Annotated in this window: 16 protein-coding genes; 4 read left to right on the top strand and 12 right to left on the bottom strand. The window is 35.4% G+C overall.

What is annotated here, in order from left to right; all coding sequences use genetic code 11:
* Positions 1 to 24: 24 nt before the first annotated feature.
* Positions 25 to 3369 carry a transcription-repair coupling factor gene (gene mfd / locus HCN53_RS10850; protein ID WP_410505429.1) on the bottom strand — a complete coding sequence of 1115 codons (3345 nt, stop codon included), beginning with the start codon at positions 3367 to 3369 and terminating at the stop codon, positions 25 to 27.
* A gap of 104 nt (positions 3370 to 3473) precedes the next feature.
* Between mfd and HCN53_RS10845 the strand changes: the two genes are divergently transcribed.
* On the top strand, positions 3474 to 4811 hold the full coding sequence (locus tag HCN53_RS10845) for a dihydrolipoyl dehydrogenase family protein (RefSeq protein ID WP_167342957.1): 1338 nt from the start codon (positions 3474 to 3476) through the stop codon (positions 4809 to 4811).
* A 4-nt stretch (positions 4812 to 4815) separates the two neighbouring features.
* On the opposite strand, the gene HCN53_RS10840 is transcribed toward HCN53_RS10845, so the two are convergent.
* From HCN53_RS10840 to gdhA, 6 genes are all read right to left on the bottom strand, one after another.
* Positions 4816 to 5685, bottom strand: a complete 870-nt coding sequence (locus HCN53_RS10840) for a hypothetical protein (protein ID WP_167342956.1) — start codon at positions 5683 to 5685, stop codon at positions 4816 to 4818.
* A gap of 51 nt (positions 5686 to 5736) precedes the next feature.
* Entirely contained in the window at positions 5737 to 6372 is a 636-nt protein-coding gene (gene pdeM / locus HCN53_RS10835) for a ligase-associated DNA damage response endonuclease PdeM (RefSeq protein WP_167342955.1), read from the bottom strand.
* A gap of 3 nt (positions 6373 to 6375) precedes the next feature.
* Positions 6376 to 8778, bottom strand: a complete 2403-nt coding sequence (locus tag HCN53_RS10830) for a TonB-dependent receptor (protein ID WP_167342954.1) — start codon at positions 8776 to 8778, stop codon at positions 6376 to 6378.
* Positions 8775 to 9497, bottom strand: a complete 723-nt coding sequence (gene recO / locus HCN53_RS10825; protein ID WP_167342953.1) for a DNA repair protein RecO — start codon at positions 9495 to 9497, stop codon at positions 8775 to 8777. The genes HCN53_RS10830 and recO overlap by 4 nt, the downstream gene beginning before the upstream one ends.
* A gap of 5 nt (positions 9498 to 9502) precedes the next feature.
* Positions 9503 to 11788 carry a T9SS type A sorting domain-containing protein gene (locus HCN53_RS10820; RefSeq protein WP_167342952.1) on the bottom strand — a complete coding sequence of 762 codons (2286 nt, stop codon included), beginning with the start codon at positions 11786 to 11788 and terminating at the stop codon, positions 9503 to 9505.
* A 153-nt stretch (positions 11789 to 11941) separates the two neighbouring features.
* Positions 11942 to 13285, bottom strand: coding sequence for an NADP-specific glutamate dehydrogenase (gene gdhA / locus HCN53_RS10815; protein ID WP_167342951.1), 1344 nt, complete (start codon positions 13283 to 13285; stop codon positions 11942 to 11944).
* 242 nt (positions 13286 to 13527) lie between these two features.
* On the opposite strand from gdhA, the gene HCN53_RS10810 reads away from it, so the two are divergent.
* Positions 13528 to 14301: a THC0290_0291 family protein gene (locus HCN53_RS10810; RefSeq protein WP_105018197.1), complete on the top strand. Its 774-nt coding sequence runs from the start codon at positions 13528 to 13530 to the stop codon at positions 14299 to 14301.
* A 28-nt stretch (positions 14302 to 14329) separates the two neighbouring features.
* Here HCN53_RS10810 and HCN53_RS10805 read toward each other — a convergent pair whose 3' ends face one another.
* The 3 genes from HCN53_RS10805 to trmB are packed head-to-tail and all read right to left on the bottom strand — an operon-like array spanning position 14330 to position 15955.
* On the bottom strand, positions 14330 to 14668 hold the full coding sequence (locus tag HCN53_RS10805) for an MGMT family protein (RefSeq protein ID WP_167342950.1): 339 nt from the start codon (positions 14666 to 14668) through the stop codon (positions 14330 to 14332).
* The gene (locus tag HCN53_RS10800) at positions 14655 to 15287 is read right to left on the bottom strand and encodes a LysE family transporter (RefSeq protein ID WP_167342949.1); all 633 of its coding nucleotides are present in this window, start codon (positions 15285 to 15287) and stop codon (positions 14655 to 14657) included. Before HCN53_RS10800 ends, HCN53_RS10805 begins: the two co-directional genes overlap by 14 nt.
* Complete coding sequence (gene trmB / locus HCN53_RS10795) at positions 15287 to 15955, bottom strand: tRNA (guanosine(46)-N7)-methyltransferase TrmB (protein WP_042276178.1); 669 nt, start codon at positions 15953 to 15955, stop codon at positions 15287 to 15289. The genes HCN53_RS10800 and trmB overlap by 1 nt, the downstream gene beginning before the upstream one ends.
* A gap of 70 nt (positions 15956 to 16025) precedes the next feature.
* On the opposite strand from trmB, the gene HCN53_RS10790 reads away from it, so the two are divergent.
* Positions 16026 to 17135, top strand: coding sequence for a glycosyltransferase (locus HCN53_RS10790; protein ID WP_167342948.1), 1110 nt, complete (start codon positions 16026 to 16028; stop codon positions 17133 to 17135).
* Here HCN53_RS10790 and HCN53_RS10785 read toward each other — a convergent pair.
* Together HCN53_RS10785 and HCN53_RS10780 are read right to left on the bottom strand one after the other, a co-directional pair.
* Complete coding sequence (locus HCN53_RS10785) at positions 17039 to 18133, bottom strand: sensor histidine kinase (RefSeq protein WP_167342947.1); 1095 nt, start codon at positions 18131 to 18133, stop codon at positions 17039 to 17041. The genes HCN53_RS10790 and HCN53_RS10785 overlap by 97 nt on opposite strands.
* Positions 18123 to 18809: a response regulator transcription factor gene (locus HCN53_RS10780; RefSeq protein WP_042276185.1), complete on the bottom strand. Its 687-nt coding sequence runs from the start codon at positions 18807 to 18809 to the stop codon at positions 18123 to 18125. Before HCN53_RS10780 ends, HCN53_RS10785 begins: the two co-directional genes overlap by 11 nt.
* A gap of 232 nt (positions 18810 to 19041) precedes the next feature.
* Here HCN53_RS10780 and HCN53_RS10775 point away from each other — a divergent pair, with 232 nt between their 5' ends.
* Entirely contained in the window at positions 19042 to 20760 is a 1719-nt protein-coding gene (locus tag HCN53_RS10775) for a T9SS type A sorting domain-containing protein (protein ID WP_167342946.1), read from the top strand.
* Positions 20761 to 20821: the final 61 nt, after the last annotated feature.

Here is a 20821-nt window from a genome sequence, read left to right as displayed (position 1 = left end):
TTTGGGCTAAAGCTTCTGCTTTTATTAAGCTTTTTCATGGACCGGCAATGGTAATATTTTATTTAAAGCTTCATATGCTTTATCAACTGTTTTAATATCTGGTATAGTGAGTAATAAACGTAATCCAGCTCTTGTTTGTTTCTCCTTCATCTTAAATTGTCTAGGATGAGATTGAACTGCTTGTAACACCTTTCCAAATGCTGGTGATTGATAAAAATCACTTTGTTGATCACTTACAAAGTAGCCTACGAACTTTCCGTTTTTCATAACAATTTTTTCAAGCCCCATATTAGCAGCAATCCACTTTATACGAATACTTGTAAGTAAGTCTTCTGCTTCATCTGGTAATTCTCCAAAACGGTCTACTAATTCTTTTCGATAATTTTGCAACTCATCCTCGTTTTCAACCTCATTCAATTTTGAATAAAGCGATAATCTTTCTGTAATAGAGTTGATATAATCATCTGGAAACAATAATTCAAAATCAGTATCTATATTAACATCAGTAACAGGTTTTTTATCTACATCATCCTCAATATATAGATCCTTGAATTCATTTTCTTTTAATTCAGAAATAGCTTCGGCAAGGATTTTTTGATAGGTATCAAAACCAATTTCATTCATAAAACCGCTTTGTTCACCACCTAAAATGTCTCCAGCTCCACGTATTTCAAGATCTTTCATTGCGATATTGAAACCACTTCCTAAATCAGAAAATGTTTCAATTGCTTGAATACGTTTACGTGCGTCATCAGTCATAACCTCATAGGGTGGCGTTATGAAGTAACAAAAGGCTTTTTTATTACTACGCCCTACTCTACCTCTCATTTGATGTAGATCAGACAAGCCAAAGTTATTAGCGTTATTTATAAAAATCGTATTAGCATTTGGGACATCCAGACCACTTTCAATTATGGTTGTTGAAACGAGTACATCAAACTCACCGTTCATAAATGAAAGCATCAGTTCCTCTAATTTTTTACCATCCATTTGACCATGACCTATACCAATTTTTGCATCGGGTACTGATCTTTGAATCATTCCTGCTACTTCCTTTATATTCTCGATTCGATTATGAACAAAAAACACTTGTCCGCCTCTTGAGATTTCATAACTCACAGCATCACGAATTACCTCTTCACTAAAACGAACCACCTTTGTTTCGACAGGATGTCTATTAGGTGGTGGTGTTTTTATAACACTTAAATCACGAGCAGCCATTAATGAGAACTGAAGTGTTCTAGGAATAGGTGTCGCTGTTAACGTGAGCGTATCGATATTTTCTTTAAGGGTTTTTAATTTGTCTTTTACTGCAACTCCAAATTTTTGCTCCTCATCAATAATCAAAAGTCCGAGATCCTTAAAACGAACAGATTTATTTACCAGTTGATGGGTTCCTATTACTATATCGATACTTCCATCGGCTAGTCCATCAAGAACCGCCCGACGTTCTTTTGCTGTTCTGAAACGGTTTAAGTAATCTACCTTCACAGGTAAATCTGACAATCGTTCTTTAAAAGATTTAGCATGCTGAAAAGCTAGAATAGTTGTAGGCACAAGAACAGCAACTTGTTTTCCATTAACCGCTGCTTTAAAGGCAGCTCTTATAGCTACCTCTGTCTTACCAAAACCTACATCACCACAAACCAATCTATCCATTGGTTTATCGCTTTCCATATCGGCCTTTACATCGGCGGTAGCTGCACTTTGATCCGGAGTATCTTCATAGATAAAACTAGCCTCGAGTTCATTTTGCAAATAACCATCTGGAGCATACTGAAATCCTTTTTTCGATTTACGTTTTGCGTAAAGTTTGATAAGATCAAAAGCAATTTCCTTTACCTTTTTCTTAGTTTTTTGTTTCAGTTTCTTCCAAGCTGGACTACCTAATTTGTAAATTTTTGGTGGTTTACCATCTTTACTTGAAAATCGGGTAATTTTATGTAAGGAATGAATTGATACATATAAGATATCTCGTTCACCATAAATAAGTTTAATGGCCTCTTGTTGTTTACCATTTTGATCGACCTTTTGTAATCCACCAAATTTCCCTATTCCATGATCTATATGAGTAACATAATCTCCAATCTCGAGCGAGTTAAGTTCCTTTAAGGTAATCGCTTGTTTTTTTGCGTATCCATTTTTGAGATGAAACTTATGATATCGTTCAAATATTTGATGATCGGTATAACATGCAATACGCAAATCATAACTTATAAATCCACGATATAAAGGAGCTACTACGGTTTCATACTCGACAGTAGCATTCATGTCGTCAAAAATGTCATGAAAACGTTTTGCTTGTTGTGCGGTACCACAAAAGATATAGTTCTTGATACCATCTGCCTTGTTAGTTTCAAGATTTTCAATCAATAACTCAAACTGCTTGTTAAAAGATGGTTGTGGCTGTGTCTTAAATGCTATTTCTCCTTGATTGGCAACAAATTCAAAGTGATTATACTCTTTTAGCTGCTTTTTGATAAGCTCAGAATTTGCAAAAATTTCCTGTGGCGATAATTGACGTATTTCGCCTTGCAAATTGTTATATTCTTGTTCCGCTTTCGCGAAAAGCGAGTCTAATCGACCGTAGAGTAGTTCTAAGTGAAAAGCAAAAATACTGGTCTTATTAGACAGGTATTTAAGGAAACTCTCTCTAGTTTCTTCAAGTTTTTTGTGTTCAACATTTGGAATAATTGAGATTTTTTTAACCTGTTCCTTACTTAATTGGGTTTCAACATCAAAAACTCGAATGGAATCGATTTCATTTCCAAAAAACTCAATTCGATAGGGCTCGTCGTTACTAAAAGAGAACACATCTAATATTCCTCCTCTTAGGGAAAATTCTCCTGGCTCAGTCACAAAATCAACTCTTTTAAACTCGTACTCGAATAAAACTTCGTTAGCAAAATCAACGGTGATTTGATCGCCAACCGAAATTTTAAGGGTATTTTTTTCAAGTTCTTTCCGAGTCACAACCTTTTCAAACAAAGCATCTGGATAAGTGACGATTACCGCTGGTTTTTTTCTAGAGTTTATCCTATTGAGGACCTCAGCTCGTAACAATACATTGGCGTTGTCAGTCTCCTCAATTTGATAGGGCCTGCGATAACTACCTGGATAAAATAGCACGTGATCTTCTCCTATACTCTGTTCTAGATCATTTAAATAATACGCTGCTTGTTCCTTATCATCACATATAAGTAAAAACGGTTTTTCTGCCTGATCAAAAAGAACCTTTATCAACATGGAATAACTACTACCGTTTAATCCACTAATAGTATGATAGCCCTTTGCATCTTGAACTAGGTCATATAAAACGTTGGTTTGTGATAAGCTTTTAAAACGCTCTAATATAGAAGTATAACTCAAAATCCTTGTATTGAGTTGCAAAGATAGGTCGCTCCCTGAGTTTTAGAAAAGCTTTGGATTCAGTTTAAGAGCATTTAACAGTATCTAGGTTTAACTTGCTTACTATGAAAACATATGATGTATTTGTAATAGGAACTGGAACTGCAGGACAGTTAGTAGCTACTCAATGTGCCAACTCTGGAAAAAAAGTAGGAGTAATCGATATAAGAGAATATGGAGGAACATGCGCCCAACGTGGCTGTGATCCCAAAAAAATTCTTCTTGCAGCAATTGAAGCTCAAAATTTAAGCGGTGACTTAAAGGGAAATGGGATATCTAGAACTGCTACAGCTTCTTGGGAGCAAATGCTGAATCAAGTTGAATCTTATCGTGACAACATACCGCAGCGTACCGAAAATAAATTTAAAGAAGCAGGGATAGATTGTTACCACGGTAATTCCTCTTTTGTAGATAAAAATACACTAGATATTGAAGGAGAGAAGATATACTCTAAAAAGTTTGTGATAGCAACTGGAATGAAAACTAGACCTCTAGATATTCCTGGTGCTGAATATACGTTGTCCAGTGGCGACTTTTTTTCAATGAAGCAACTTCCAAAGAAAGTTCTTTTTATAGGTGGTGGATATATAGGAATGGAATTTAGTCACATTCTTCACAGATTAGGGTGCGAAGTAACCGTACTGCAAAGAAGTGAACGCATTCTAAATCCATTTGAAGAATACACGGTACATCATGCTCAACAGTTAAGTATAGAATTAGGAATTTCAATACAACTTAATTCTCAAGCCAGCTCCATTGAAAAGATAGATGATAAACATATTGTTTATTATCATCAAGATGGTGTTCAACATCAAAAAACGGTCGATGTGGTTTTTAACACATCGGGTAGAGTGCCATCCATTGATGATTTACAATTGGAAAATGCTGGTGTAGTGACAAACCGTAATGGTATCGTCGTAAACTCTAAATTACAAAGTGAGAGTCAAGAAAACTTTTACGCTTGTGGTGATGTAAGTATTAAAACCCTACCCTTAACTCCTTTAAGTGGTATTGAAGCACAAGTTGTAAGTCAAAACATACTAGGGAATAATAAAGAATTAAAAGTACCAGCAATTCCTAGCGCTGTTTTTATGATTCCTACAATTGCTGGAATAGGCCTTACAGAAAAACAAGCTAATGAAAACGGGCTAAACTATGAGGTTATTGAAAGCGATGCTTCCTCCTGGTTTAATAACAGACGCTTACAAGGAATTAAATATGCATACAAAATATTACTAGATAAAAGTAACAATGAGATTGTAGGAGCTCATATTATAGGTCCAGAGGCATCAGAACAAATAAACATGTTTGCAGTTGCCATGAATGCTGGAATGACATTTGAAAATTTAAAAAACACCATTTTCACGTATCCAAGTTGGGGTAATGATATACGCAGTTTTTAACTTATTACTTTCTTAGAGATTTATATTCCTTGTACTTCATTATTGGACTTGTTTCTTTATTTCTAGAACCATGAATTCCAGCCGCAATAAATAGAACAACTGCTCCTAGCAAAGAAGTATAAGCAATCCATGTAACCTCTTCAAAGTGTCTAACTGCAATAGCTATTAATGCCCATACTCCAACTAATGCAAACTCGCGCATATTACGTTTTACAATCATAAATAGATTGATAACAACTGCTACAGCAACCATTACAATGGTTATTGTAATTTGTTCATCAATAGTAAAATCAGTCACACTTACAAGATAGGATGCCACATTTGCAATAGTTGCAACACTTATCCATCCCGCGTACAAACATAGCGGCCACCATACAAAAGCAATAATGTGAATAGGAGCATCCCAAATTTCAAGATCCAAACGTTTTATGCATATAAGTAGACTACTTAATAGTCCAAACATTATGAGAACGGATACTAAAATCATTTCTTCTAGCCAAAATGCTACCCATAAGGAACACAAGACGTTTGCTATAAAGAAAAATGGAGCGGTGGTTAGAATGAAGTCAGTTCGGTTTTCAAACTTTTTCTGATTGTTGCTTATCAAATCAGAACTACATAACCTCCTAAGTAAATCTCTATGTTTATCATTAAAAGCATAATAAAGACCATAAGCGCAAAATATTAATAGGGATAAAAAAATAAGGCCCCAAATGGAAAAGGCATAACTAGCAGGAGTAAACAGGTTATTATATTCTGCACTGAGCTCACCTACATTCTTTCCATTAAAATTACCTGAATTTGCATATCCATTCCAGCCTATTAAAACAACTACTATAATGGCATTGAGTATTGCGTAAAGTTTTCTTCTCATAGTACTAAGGTACTAACAAGAGAACGATAAAGAAGTTTCTTTTGTAAAGGCTTAACGCATTTCAATCACTTCATTGTCGGCAACAACAAATACTCGATCTCCTTTTTTAGGCTGAATAGTATAGGTTCCAGTGAAATCGCCAAATGCTGGCAGGACCATTCCCGTCTCACATACATGAAAGCAAGGTAATTTCATAGATTGTTTTCCGGTGCCTTGTAATTTCACACTAGGGTGAATATGTCCAGCGATATTAAAAAAGCCTTGTTTAATTTCTGGATGATGTGTTAAGAAAATAGAATCCATTCTAATTGCCTCATAGGTCTTTAATCCTATACGGTTGAATTCTTTTTTTGAAATCACATCATGATTTCCCAGAACAAGAGCTATATCGGCAGTTTGAAACCTCATCCATTGTTCAAAAAAATGCCATTCAGCATTTTGATATGAGTGAAATAAATCACCTAAAAACCACAACCTACTCGCCTTGTATTTATGAATAAGGTTGGTAAGCTTGTCATATTCTTTATCATCGGCAGTAGCAGGAACTGCCATCCCATTTTTTCTAAAATGAGCACTTTTACCTAAATGGACATCGGCAATTAGCAACACATCTTGTTCTACCCAATAAACCGCTCCAGTAGGATCTAATTCAAATCGCTGACCATATATAGAAGCTCGTGTACTCAATCCTTAAAAGTCAAATCTAAGTGCAACAATCAAATTGCGACCTGCAGCAGCAATACCACTAGAGTAAGTTCGATAACGTTGATCGGTTATATTTTCAATAATTACTGTTGCCGTTATATCGTCCTTTAACTGGTAATTACCTCGCACATTAAACGTGTACCATCTAGGTGAATAAGGATTACCATCTTCATCTAGAGCGTACAAATAAGGTCTATTGCGTTGTGTAGGATCTAGATCGTTAAATCCTAACTCTCCATTGAACATCACCCAAGCAGCTGCATTCCATCTAGAGCCAGTTTTCTCAATTTCAAGTCTTCCAAAATCTGGTGCAACATGCCTCACGTTCTCTTTACTACCATCCTCTTCTGTTTGCTCACCATTTACATGAGTATAAGTTCCTTTAATGGACCAGTTATTCTCTAAATTCCATTTACCTGCAACTTCGATTCCCCAAATCCTAGCCTCTTGCCCATTTTGGATAGCAAATACGTTTCTAGTTTCCCCTTGATAATCAATTTGATCTTGACCATTAAAAGAGAAAAGTCTAGGCACCAAAGCGTCTTTCAAGAAGGTATGATAGCCTGCTATCTCGAACTGTACGTTTTTCCATTTTCTTTTTACACCCAGTTCGGTATTATAGGAGTATTCAGATTCTACGTCAGGATTTGGTACAATAAGAGTTCCCGGATCTGGGTCAAATATTTTTCCAACATCATCTACGTTTGGAGCTCTAAATGCCGTACTAAAATTTGCTCGGAGTTCCCATGATGGATTAGGTAAGTATGTTAATCCGGCCGCACCGGTAAGTGCTCCTGTATTAACTGTTGCGCTTTGAAAAGGGAAATCAAAAAACCTTCGATCAAAATCTGCATTAAGCCAGATGTGATTATAACGCAATCCAGATTGCAATGTTAGATTTTTTTTGATGCTCCATTGATAGTTAAAATAAGCAGCCAGCGAGCGCCATGAGGCACCATCAGGATATCTAGAGGCCGCAGCCTGGACCTCACTAGTTTCTATATTAACTTCACTACCCTTAGAATTTACGCGGTTGTGAATAAACTCGACACCATAGAAAAGAACATTATTTTCTCTATCTCGTCGCTCGGCATCTACACTGGTGCTCCAAATATTTACTTGTTCTTTATTACGGAATAACGAATTACTTTGGAACGATCTAGTATTACGACTTTCTTCAGCTTTTTGAAAGGACTGGCTGATAACCAATTTATCATACCATTTCCCATTACCTCTGTGCGTGGCAACTCCATGTGCGAGCAACCATTTTTGTGGTCCATAATACCATGCCGCATTTCTTGGTTCTCCGCTTTCGCGAAAGCGTGTCAATGCATCATACCTAGAATAGTCACTAGTAGCTGTGTAAATAAGACTGGCATCTAATCGCCAATTTAAACTAGGCTCATAACTTACTTTTTGTAATAAATTGATTTGATCATAACCACTAGAAATTTGTACTCTGGGGTCTGGATTATCAACTACTACATCCTGCTGAGTTGCTCTAGTTTGATATTGTAATCTTAAATAATCGTCGGGACCGTGTTCTCCCATGCGTAGATCATCAAAATAATTTAAGCTTATACTAGTAGCAGTGGCCCATTGATCACCGTGATAATTAAACCTAGCATGAACGGTATTTTCATTATTTGCCGATGAATATCTTCCCATTACACGACCACTTACCATGGAAGAATCTTGAGCAAATTTGGGTTGTGCTGTATAAAAATTCATTACACCACCTATAGCATCACTACCATAAACAACGCTGCCTGGACCTAGAATCACCTCGCTGCGATCAATGCTTAATGGGTCTATTGATATGATGTTTTGAAGGTTTCCTCCTCTAAAAATCGCATTGTTCATGCGCACTCCATCAACAGTAATTAATAATCTATTAGTTGAAAAGCCTCGTATCATAGGACTACCACCACCTTGTTGAGATTTTTGCACAAATACTTGTCCTGTTTGCTCCAAAAAATCTGCTGTAGTTTGTGGTTGATACTCTTGAACTTTTAAACCTGGAATAGCTATTATTTTTTGAGGTATGTCTCTCTCTCGCTGTTCAAATTTTGAAGCAGAAATAACAATAGGATCTATAGTCTCTGATCTAGGTGTAAGTCCTACTAAATTATCATTTGCAATAATTTGATTTTTTGTCAATCGTATAGTCAAGTAAGAAATAGCTTGAAAATATAAATTTTCATCTAGATCAAATTTATCCAGTCTAGCTTTACCATCAATATTAGTATAGGTGCTTAACTTCTTTGATTTATTATAGATGGCAACGTTTACTGCAGGTTCACCAGTCTCACTATTAACAACAGTAACTGTTTGAGAAAAAGCATTAAATGCACTTAAAAAAACTAGTAAAATTATTATTCTAATCAAGAATCAAACAGCTGTTTTAATATCGCCAAGGACGATGGTTTTTTAAAGACTTGCAAATGTATTTGAAAATAGTCGATCACCAAACTAAGTAAGGAATTACGACTAGATCTATTCATTTTTATAGTACCTAGCTCATCAAATTTTATGCCCATAAATTTCTTTATGAGACTTGCCTCACTTTGAGTAGTGTGATGAGGTTGTAATCCATTATCATCAAAAACACCAGTAAGCAAATTAAGGTAGGGTTGATCATTTGAAGCCTGATCAATACCAAATCCCATTATAACACTTGTATCCAGAAGAACTTTGATAGAAAAATTTGCGACATGATCGGTCACGTCCAAAAATTCAAAAGCGTAGTTTAAATAATCAAAGAGGGATTCATCTGGTTGATCATTTATCAATAACTGACTGAGCACCTCGCTGAAAAACAAAGCAATACTGCCTTTGACAATATCAGTATGAATATTTGAATACGGTACTCTTACCCCAGCTTCTTTAATATACTCTAAATTACCCTTTCCTTTATGATTGGTTTGAATCTCTAATTGTGTAAGTGGTTGAAAGAATGAAATACGCAACTTGCCTTTACGCGATTTGCGCACTCCTTTTATCATATAGGATTGAACTCCTAATTCACGAGTGAATAATTTTGCTATGATATCGCTTTCACCATATTTGACCGTAGAAAGCACGAGTGCAGCAGTGTTTACTAGCATACTGGTTATCTAATAATCATCAATTTAGTAACCGTAGTTTCTATGTTATCATCGGTTGAAATGAGAAGTAAATAAACGCCACTAGCAACTTTTACTCCACCAAAATTGCGTTGATCCCAGGTAATGCTTCCACCTTGTGAAACTTCCTCGTATACTAGATTACCTTCTACATCGGTAATTTTTACGCGTGCACGATCTGTCAATCCATCAATAGTGACATTATCATTGAATCCTGGTCTAACCGGATTAGGGAAAACGAAAACATTTTCTAAATTTTCTCTAGGTTCACTAGAACGATCACCTTGAAAAGCTACAATACCGTTGTTCGTTGCAAAATATACTTTACCTGTAGCACCATCTATTGCAATATCATTAATCACATCACTAGGTAATGGAGAGTTTTCCTTTGTAAATTGAAAAATTGTTTCCCTACCACTAGGAGAAAACAGGAAAGCACCTGATCCTGCGGTAGCTATCCACTTTCTATTGTTTCCATCAATTTCTATGTCCAAAATGGTCACACCATCTAACAACTCTCTAGGAATATTGTTTGAATCCTCTATAACTATTGGTCTAGCATCAGTCACTTGATCTTCAAAAATACTATTAGCATTAAACAATACTCTTAAACCTAGATTTGAGCCTATCCAAAGTGCATTATTTTGATCCAGTCGTACAGCACTTACATAATTATTTACCAAGTTACCTTCTTGAATATTCTCGTTTAAATTCCCAAAGGTTCCATCAGTTGGATTATAAGCATATAATCCGGCTCCTGTGGTACCAAAAAACAAATTACCTGTGCTAGACACATCTATTTTTGTTGCGCTGGTTAATTCTAATTCTCCAGGATAAGGCACCGAAAAATCAACGGCAGTCCAATTATCTGTAGGAGATTTTCTATTAATAGTAGTATTGGTAATAGAATTAAGAACCCATAAATCACCAGAACTATCAAATACACTGCTAGGAATTCTTGTACCGTTATTTGGGTTTCCTCCAATTTGAGTCATTGATGTATTACTCTCAGTAAATTGTTGTACCGCAACATCATCTGTAAATTCAATAAGGCCGTCAATCATTGAATTCAAATAGACTTGATTTGTATTTGACGGGTTTATTGTAATACTTGCGATTGAACGAGCGTTTAAAACATCGTCAAATTCATGATTAATCCAAGACTCATTCACTAGGTGAGAGACACCAAATGATTCTAGTGGAAACGGATTATAAAAAATATCATAGTCACCATAGGCTACCCATAATTCATTAGGAACAGCACTTATCGAGAAAGCAGAATTTCTTGATGGTCCATCAGCAAGAACTTGTTGTGCAGTTATAATATTTGATTGGTCAAAAATCAACATACCGTTATTTTGCGTTCCTAAATAAAATTGAGAAGCATCAATCACACCTGCATTGTAATTAAAAGATTCTCCATCTACCAGATCAACAGTACTTACTATATTCAAGTTAGTATCATAAAGAAACGATCTATTATTCCCTACAAATAAAATAGTAGAATCTGTAGTATCGACATCTTTAACCGGTTGAGGTACTCTAATTCCTGTAGATACTAATGAAGATCCGTTATATCTAAATATGAATCTACCTTCAGTCACGGCGTAAATTTCACTATCAAACGGAAAAACCTCAACCCAAATATCACTGTTTGTCTGGGTCCAATTTGCAAAATCAATTAAAAAAGGATTTGTGATATCGGCAATTCTAAATCCTCCATCCTGTGTAGCTGCAAAAAGCGTGTTATTTGATACTGCTATAGAATTTACCTGTATTTGACTTCCATTATCTCCTATAAAGTATGTGTCATCAAACTCTAGGTCTTCAAGATTATAAATTGCAATACCAAAGTTTGTCGCGATGTAAAGCAAATCACCTCGTTCAAGAAATTCATTGACTCTTTTATTTTCTTGAGAGATTATTGCTTTGTCTCTTATAGCTACCTCGGTAGTGATATCTCCAGTAGACTCTACAATCTGTAACAATCCATTTTCAAATGCGATCACTAGCACATCCTTATCCTCACTATAAAATATTTGACTAATTCGCTCACCACTCAAACCATTGATAGTAGTGATAGTAGAAATTTCCCCTGAAGCTATATTGTACGTAAAAATTGAATTGGAAGCAGCTGCATAGATGACTTCATCAGTACGTTCTAGATCTATAATTTCATTAAATGAGAAAAAACCTTCCCATGAATTTTCGAAGTTTTGAGCCTGAAGCCTAATAGACAATACAATCAGTAAACTAAAAAAGAAATATTTCATATAGAAAGGATAACGCTATTTTTAAACCTTGCGTATTTATTTATACAAAAATAGGTATAAGAAAAAAACCCTGAACCATTGCTGGTAAAGGGTTTTAAAATTTATGATTTGAATTACGCTTTCGCGAAAGCGTAATCACTAAAAGCGATATTATTAAACCACGCCTTGTGCAAGCATTGCATCAGCAACTTTAACAAAACCTGCGATGTTTGCTCCTTTTACATAGTCTACAAAACCGTTTTCATCTTTACCGTATTCAACACATTGTTCGTGAATACTGTTCATGATGTCTTTAAGCTTGTTGTCTACCTCTTCTTTAGTCCAGTTGTATCTCATTGAATTTTGAGACATTTCTAGTCCTGAAGTTGCAACACCACCGGCGTTACTTGCTTTTCCTGGTGAAAAAAGGATTTTATTATCAAGAAATACTTCAATAGCTTCTGGAGTACAAGGCATGTTTGCACCTTCACCTACTGCTTTACATCCATTCTCAACGAGTGTTTTAGCCTCGTCACCGTTTAACTCGTTTTGAGTAGCACATGGTAAGGCGATATCACACTTAACACTCCATGGACGATCTCCTTCATGGAAGGTAGCATTTGTGTACTTATCAGTATATTCTTTTATACGACCTCTCTTGTTATTTTTAAGGTCCATAATGAATTCTAGCTTTTCTGTATCTATACCGTCTTCGTCGTAAATATATCCACCTGAATCTGACATAGCTACTACCTTACCACCTAACTCTAGAATCTTCTCGGCAGCAAACTGTGCTACATTTCCAGAACCAGAAATCACTACAGTTTTTCCTTCGATTTTATCATTTTGAGTGGCTAGCATGTTTTGAGTAAAATATACGTTACCGTATCCTGTTGCTTCTGGGCGCATAAGCGATCCACCATAAGACAAACCTTTACCAGTAAGAACACCAGTAAACTCGTTACGTAATTTCTTATAGTATCCAAATAGGTAACCGATTTCTCTTGCTCCTACTCCAATATCTCCAGCAGGCACGTCAGTATCTGCTCCTATAACGCGTTGTAGTTCTACCATAAAACTTTGACAAAAACGCATTACCTCACGGTCTGATTTTCCTTTTGGGTTAAAATCAGAACCACCTTTACCACCACCCATAGGCAATGTAGTAAGGCTATTTTTAAATACTTGTTCAAAAGCAAGAAACTTAAGTATACTAAGATTTACCGATGGGTGAAATCTTAATCCACCTTTGTATGGTCCAATAGCACTATTCATTTGAATACGGTAACCACGGTTTACATGTACATTACCTTGGTCATCGGTCCACGGCACTCTAAACATGGTTACACGCTCTGGCTCTGCCATACGTTCAAGCAAATTATCTACTTGGTACTTTGGATTTTTTTCGATGAATGGGATTACAGCCTCTGCAACTTCAGTTACAGCTTGAATGAATTCTGGCTCATTAGGATTTTTACTCTCTATAAGGTCAACAAATTCTTGAACTTTTTTTTCCATTATTGATATATAAATACGTTTAAGAAAACGTTTTCGTTAACGATGCAAATATAGGATAGTCCATTTACGTGAATGCATTTTTAGGTTATTTTTAGGTATGCGAGCATAATAAAAAGTAATAAGGATTGTAGTTCGTCTATGGGATAGGTTATGTTTGATTGATATTTGCGCTGTGAAAGCCTAATTAACTCATAAAGTGGTATATATTTTTATATATTTGACGCTTTACAAAGTCTTCCTACATGACACCAAGTATTAAGAAAATTCTAGTCCTTCTTCTATTTGTAACATCATTGCAAAGTATAAATGCTCAATTGGGATTCTCTCACGAACTAGGTTTTATAACTGGACCTGTTGCTTTTCAAAGTGATTATGGAGAACGATATGATTTTGACACTAACTCAGGTAATGTAGGTATAGGTGTAGGACTGGTACATTACATAAATTTTGCATATCGAGCAGACTGTAATTGTTATAGTCGCGACACATACTGGAATGATCATTTTAAAATAAGAAGTGAGGCTAGTTATCACGTTACCACTCTTAACCATTTAAGTGAGCTAGCTGACAGACCATCAATAGCTGGTTTACAATTGCGTTCAATGGAAGGTAAAGCTAGAGTGTTTGAAATAGGAGCGCATTTAGAATGGTTTCCTTGGAGTATAAGAGATTTTCAATCTGGAAGCCCAAAGGTGGCTCCATATTTAGGTTTCGGCGCACATTATGTAAGTTATAGACCAGAAGCTACAAGTTCCCTAGGACCTTTGAACAATCCTATTACAACGTATCCAACTTTTTTAGATCGTATAGACACATCGCAAGGTAGTGCTATTGCGCTAGTAGGTGATATAGGAATGAGATATAAACTTGGACCATTAAGTGACTTATTAATCTCTTCAAAATGGCATTATTATGTTAATGATAACTACGTTGACGGTCTAAGTCCTTTAAACGAGAACAACCGTGCCAATGATTGGATATGGTGGTTTAATGTAGGATATATTTTGTATCTATAATTTTAGAAAACCTGTAATCTAAAAACGATTAACGCTCTAATTCAATATTAGGATCCCAAAACACCTCATCAAGGTTTTGGACTTGATCATCAATAATATCTAGCCCTTCATTTTCTAATAATTGTTGCATAAGGTTTGTACCAGGAAAATGATGTTTACCTGTAAGAAAACCGTTACGATTCACCACTCGTTGCGCTGGCACATCATCTTGTGTGTGACTGCTATTCATTGCATATCCAACTACTCTACTACTGCGAGGCGCTCCTAAAAATCTAGCAATAGCACCATAACTAGTAACCCTACCTACTGGTATTTGCCTTACCACATCGTACACCTTATTAAAAAAATCGTCTTTAGAAGATGTCATCTCTCATTTTGATAAGTGAAACCAGTGCTATCAAGAATGTCAATCCACTTAACAAATAATTGATATTTCTCGCAAAATTCGCACTATCAAACCCGAACTTCTTGACATACTTCACATAGGCCAACAACATTAAAAAAGTCCCTAGACAAGCTCCAAATATGAAAAAATGAGCAGTAGGTGATTCAAATTTGAATAAATCTCTATCAGCCAAAAAAGAACTAAACCCTATGTAAAAAGGAATAGGAAATACATTAAGCGTAGAAAGAATAATACCATGACCTAATAACTTATAGCCAGATTTTTCAACGGCTTTTACTTCAGTAGCTGTATCTAATCTAGCTTTAATAAAAAAGAAAATAGATAAAGCAAAGAATGCAATAATAGCAAACCGTTCTAGAGCAATTAGCACTTGTTGATTATCCGTAAGAAGCTTTGAAAAAAACACACCTACATAGACCTGGGCCACAACAACTAGTGAAGCTCCTACACAAAATAAAACCGCAGCTCTACGACCTTGATTAACACTAATTTTTGCTGCAGTCAGATTTAATAATCCTGGTGGAATAACACCTATAAATCCAACTGAAAAACCAAAAACAAAGTGCCAAAACGAATCCATTACTTAATCTTAAATTTCAAATAAGTAATAGGCTTTCCTACTTCTAAGTATTGTTTTTCATAAAAGGTTTGTGTAGATACTACCTCTTCAGGAGCCTCAGTATTTGAGTAAATATCATGATGAGCATAAAGAATTTCATCACCACGACCATGTAACAATCCTATGGTGTAGCCATGCATAAACTCTGAATCCGTTTTCAAGTGCATCACACCGTCTTCCTGTAAAACATGCTTGTACTTGGCTAGAAAAGCATCATTTGTCATGCGGTGCTTAGTTCGTTTGTATTTAATTTGAGGATCTGGAAATGTAATCCAGATTTCTGCTATTTCCGCTTTCGCGAAAGCGGAATCTACTAATTCAATTTGAGTACGTAAAAAAGCTACGTTATCTAATCCTTCTTCCAGAGCAGTCTTTGCACCACGCCAAAATCTAGCTCCTTTTATATCGATACCAATAAAATTACGATCTGGATATTTTCTTGCTAGTGCAAGAGTGTATTCACCTTTACCACAACCTAATTCAAGAGTTATGGGTTTATCATTACCGAAGTGTTCATTCCACCTTCCTTTAAGAGTAAAATTGTTTAACATTTCATCCCTAGTAGGCTGAATTACATTGTCAAAGGTCTCATTTTCTTTAAATCTCTTAAGCTTATTTTTACTTCCCAAATACAATAATTTAAAGGTTACTTAATGCCTACAAAGATATCAGATTCCAACTGTTAGGTATCTTTGATTCGTGCGAAATTACAAAAACATACTTGTTGCTCCACTTAATTGGGGATTAGGTCATGCCACTAGATGTATACCTATTATCAATGCGATTATTGATAATGGGGACAGACCAATTATAGCAAGTGATGGCGACGCACTTAACCTGCTGAAAAAGGAATTTCCAACTTTAACGTTTATCGAGTTGCCATCCTATGAGATATCCTATCAAAACGAGCGAGGATCTCTAAAGTTGAAGTTGATCAAGGATTCTCCTAGAATATGGCAAGCTATAAGATCTGAACATAAAGCATTGCAGCACCTGATTATCAAGTATAAACTAGACGGAATAATTTCAGACAATAGATTAGGGCTTTATACTAATCTAATTCCTACCGTATTTATCACTCATCAATTGCAGGTTTTATCTGGAGGAACCACTTGGTTAAGTACACAACTGCACTTACACTATATTAAGAAGTTTGATCAATGCTGGATTCCTGATGTTAAATCTTATCCTAATTTAAGTGGAAAATTAAGCTATAATGAGGATAGTGATTTAAAGAAAATCTATTTGGGTCCACTATCTCGTTTTGTCCCAAACAACGTTCAAAGTCACACCTATGATTTAATGGTCTTACTATCTGGACCAGAACCACAGAAATCAATTCTAGAACGTCGTTTAAAAAAAGAGTGTGAAAAGTTTAATGGTAAGGTCCTTTTTATTTCTGGTAAGGTAGAAAAAGAACAGACTATTGTTAAAAGTGGACACATTACTTATTGCAACTACCTAGATACACAGGGATTACAGAAGGCCTTTGACAGAAGTAAATTAATTTTATCACGTAGTGGTTATACCACCGTAATGGATTTACAAAAATTAAAAAAGAAGGCTTTTTTCATCCCAACACCAGGTCAATTTGAGCAAGAATACCTCGCAGAACATTTACAAAAAGCTGGATTTGCTCCTTATTGCAATCAGGATGAGTTTGACATCAATATGCTTAAAATGGTAGATGAATATAAAGGACTAGTTGAGAGTTATTCTTCAACTACTTCAATATCTTCTAGCCTAGACGAAGCTTTTTCTAGAGTAAATGAAAACTCAGAACCGATTCCTAATTCACTGTCAACGTAGATGCTTTCTCGATGAGCGTCGATAATATGTTTAACAATAGCAAGTCCTAAACCAGAGCCTCCTTCTTTACGAGAACCCGTTCGGTCAACCCTAAAGAAGCGCTCAAATAACCTAGGAACAAACTCCTTGTCAATACCTTCACCATTATCAGTCACTCTAATAATCACCTTGTTATTTACTAGATCTTCTATAGCAATCTCAGTAGTTCCATTGTTTCTCCCATACTTGATGCTGTTTACAATCAAATTAGCAATTACTTGCTGAATACGTTCTTGATCTGCTCTTACCATTATTGGTGAATCGTAATTCATATCTAGAGCAAGGGTAATATTTTTTTTACCTGCCTTCATTTCGAACTGATCAAAGACTTGTTTTATCAAGGCAACAATATCAAATTCTTTTTTATCCAACGACATATCACCTACCTCTAGTCGAGTGATCATATCCATGTCATTAATAATATAAGTAAGACGCTCTACTCCCTTTTGAGCTCGTTGCAGGTATTTTTTCCTAATAACCTTGTCTTTATGAGCGCCATCCAAAAGGGTGTCAATATAGCCTTGAATAGTAAATAACGGAGTTTTAAGCTCATGAGAGATATTACCTAGAAACTCTTTACGATAATTCTCACGCACCTTTAAAGTTTCGATTTCTATTTTTTTCTTACGAGCAAATTTTTCAACTTGATTTTTCAAGGTTCTCATATCGGTAGTCACCGGTTGCTCGATAAGAGAAGTGGATTCTAAAATACTTATCTCATCATATATTTTTTGAATACTCTTGTAAATGTATTGCTGTGCCCTGTATTGAATAACCAAAAAAGAAATTATAAAAAGTAAAAATGGAAATACAATACAAAATACAAGAGGTAATTCTGGATGAAAGAGAATCTCGTATAAGAGAATAAGAATAGCTGCAATACTGCTTATAAATAAAGATGATCTAAAAGCAAACCTATAACTCTTTCTATTTTGAGAAATTGGATTGTTATTTGACATATTTATAGCCTACTCCTTTTACGGTTTTAAAGCTCTTCTCTCCTAGTTTTTCTCTTAATTTCCTAATATGAACATCTATAGTGCGTCCTCCTACTACAACCTCATTCCCCCAAACGACATCAAGAATTTCTTCTCTTTTAAACACTTTACCCGGATTACTTGTCAGCAAAGACAATAATTCAAACTCCTTTCTAGGTAGAATCATTTCTTCCTTCTTGTAAAAGATTTTGTATTGATCTTTATCGATTACTAAATCACCAAGTTTTACCACATTTTCATCAGACTCAACTTCCTTTATTTTTCTTCTAAGTAATGACTTTACCTTACTTATAAGTAATCTAGGTTTAACGGGTTTTGTAATATAATCATCGGCACCTGCATCAAATCCAGCTATCATAGAGAAGTCCTCGCCTCGAGCAGTGAAAAAGGTAATGATAGAATTATCCAATTCAGGGATTTTTCTCATTTTTTCACAAGCTTCAATCCCATCCATAATAGGCATCATAACGTCTAGTATGATAAGATCCGGCTTCTTTTTCTTGGCTTTTTTAACACCTTCATCGCCGTTCTCTGCTGTGTAAACCTGATATCCTTCATTCTTAAGATTATAACCAACAATTTCTAGGATATCTGGTTCATCATCTACTATTAAAATCTTCTCTTTTAAGTCTTTCATGTTGAATTGTAAGTAAAGTTCGAAATTATATCGAATGGTTTAAAAGCGTTTTAAGGTTGTGTTAGGTTTAGGTTAATTTAAACCACGTGGAAAATTACAATTATTATAGCAGACTTGAAATGAGGAAGTTTGGAAAGAATTTCTTTCAAATGTTATCTTAATATTAAATCCTAGATTATCAAACAGATACCTTAATTAATCGTGGTATCTTTGCACAAAATTTATATCAATTATGAAACAAATTTACTTTTTAGTAGCCTTATTTGCTGCTTCTTTTTCTTTTGCTCAACAACCTATTATTACATCAATAATGGACGGTACCTGTTCAGGTGGTACTCCTAAATTAATTGAGATCTATGCTGATGGAACAGTTGATTTCACACAGTATACTTTAGAAAAATCTGCAAATGGTGGTGCTTTCGGTTCTCCTTTTGACCTAAGCGTTTTTGGAACTAGAACAGATTCATTTGTCTACGTGTACTCAGGTACCGAGGCTACCTTAAATTTGGAATTTCCAAATATTCCTGCAACTGATTATGCTAGCGCCAGTGCTGCAAACAACAACGGAGATGATGCTATTCGTATTATTGAAACTGTAAGTACAAATGTGGTAGACACATACGGTACTATGGTTGATGGTACTGGTGAAACTTGGGAATATCTAGACTCTTATGCAAAAAGAGTTGATGGCACTGGTCCAGATGCTACTTTTAATCAAGCAAACTGGAATACTACTGCCCCTAACACTCTAGATAATCAGTGTGGTACAACAACTTTTGAATCTATCATCAATGTAGGGTCTTATACCACTACTGCAAATACTAACCCAACATTGAGTATTACTGCTCCTGCAAATGGAAGTACAGTAACTAGCAATGTAGATGTTTCATTTGTGGTAACCAATTTTAACGTAGCATCAGCTGGTGGCGATGGTTATGTTCAATATGAATTAGACAACAACGGCTTTGTTGATAAATTCGACACTACAGATATTTCATTTACAAGTTTAAGTCCTGCTACTTATACCGTAACAATTCAACTAGTAGATAATGTAGGTGCTCCTTTAAATCCTGCTGTTTCTCAATCAGTAAGCTTTACAGTTCCAGGTGCTCAACAAGTTCAAGACCTTGCTGCATTAAGAGCAATAAGCCTTCCTACTTCTGATGTTATTACTGTTGCCGGAGAAGTAATAATTACTCATACTGAAGGTTTTAGAAACCAAAAATGGATACAAGACGCGACTGCTGGTGTTTTAATTGATGACAATTCTGGTATCATTACAACAGCTCTAGTAAGAGGTGATGGAATCACAGGAGTTACAGGTACTCTTAGTGAATTCAATGGACTACTTCAATTCACTCCAACTGTAGACACTGGCGCTCCAACTAGCACAGGAAACACAGTTGCTCCAGAAATAGTTACTCTTGCGCAATTAAACGCAAACCCAGAAGACTACGAATCTGAAATTGTACAAATTGATAATGTTACTTTTGACAATGCAGATGGTACTCTAGCATTTTCAAACGGTGACGAGCAACCTATTTCTGTTGGAATGGACAGCTTTTCTCATAGAGCTCTTTTCAATGTAGATTACATAGGATCAATATATCCTACACAACCTACAAGCCTTATTGGTTTTATTACCCAAAGAAGTAATGGTTACCACATTCAAGCTAGAGATCTTACTGATATCACTATCCTTTCTAACGATACGATAGACTCAGTAGATTTCAACATTTATCCTAATCCTAACAGTACTGATAAATTATTTATCAATACTTCAAACGGACAACCAGTTAACGTAACTGTATACAGCACATTAGGACAACAGATAATTAATGTACAGAATGTTACAAGAGAATTAAACATTTCTAGTCTTGATGCTGGTCTTTATATCGTAAGAATTTCTCAAGATGAAGTTTCTCAAACTCGTAAACTAATCGTTAAGTAAACTACGATCACATTATAGAATAAAAAGCACTGCGATACGCAGTGCTTTTTTATTTTTGCCT

Source organism: Nonlabens sp. SY33080 (genome assembly GCF_011784885.1).
GTDB classification, from domain to species: domain Bacteria; phylum Bacteroidota; class Bacteroidia; order Flavobacteriales; family Flavobacteriaceae; genus Nonlabens; species Nonlabens tegetincola.
This window is presented reverse-complemented; position numbering and strand designations above follow the sequence as displayed.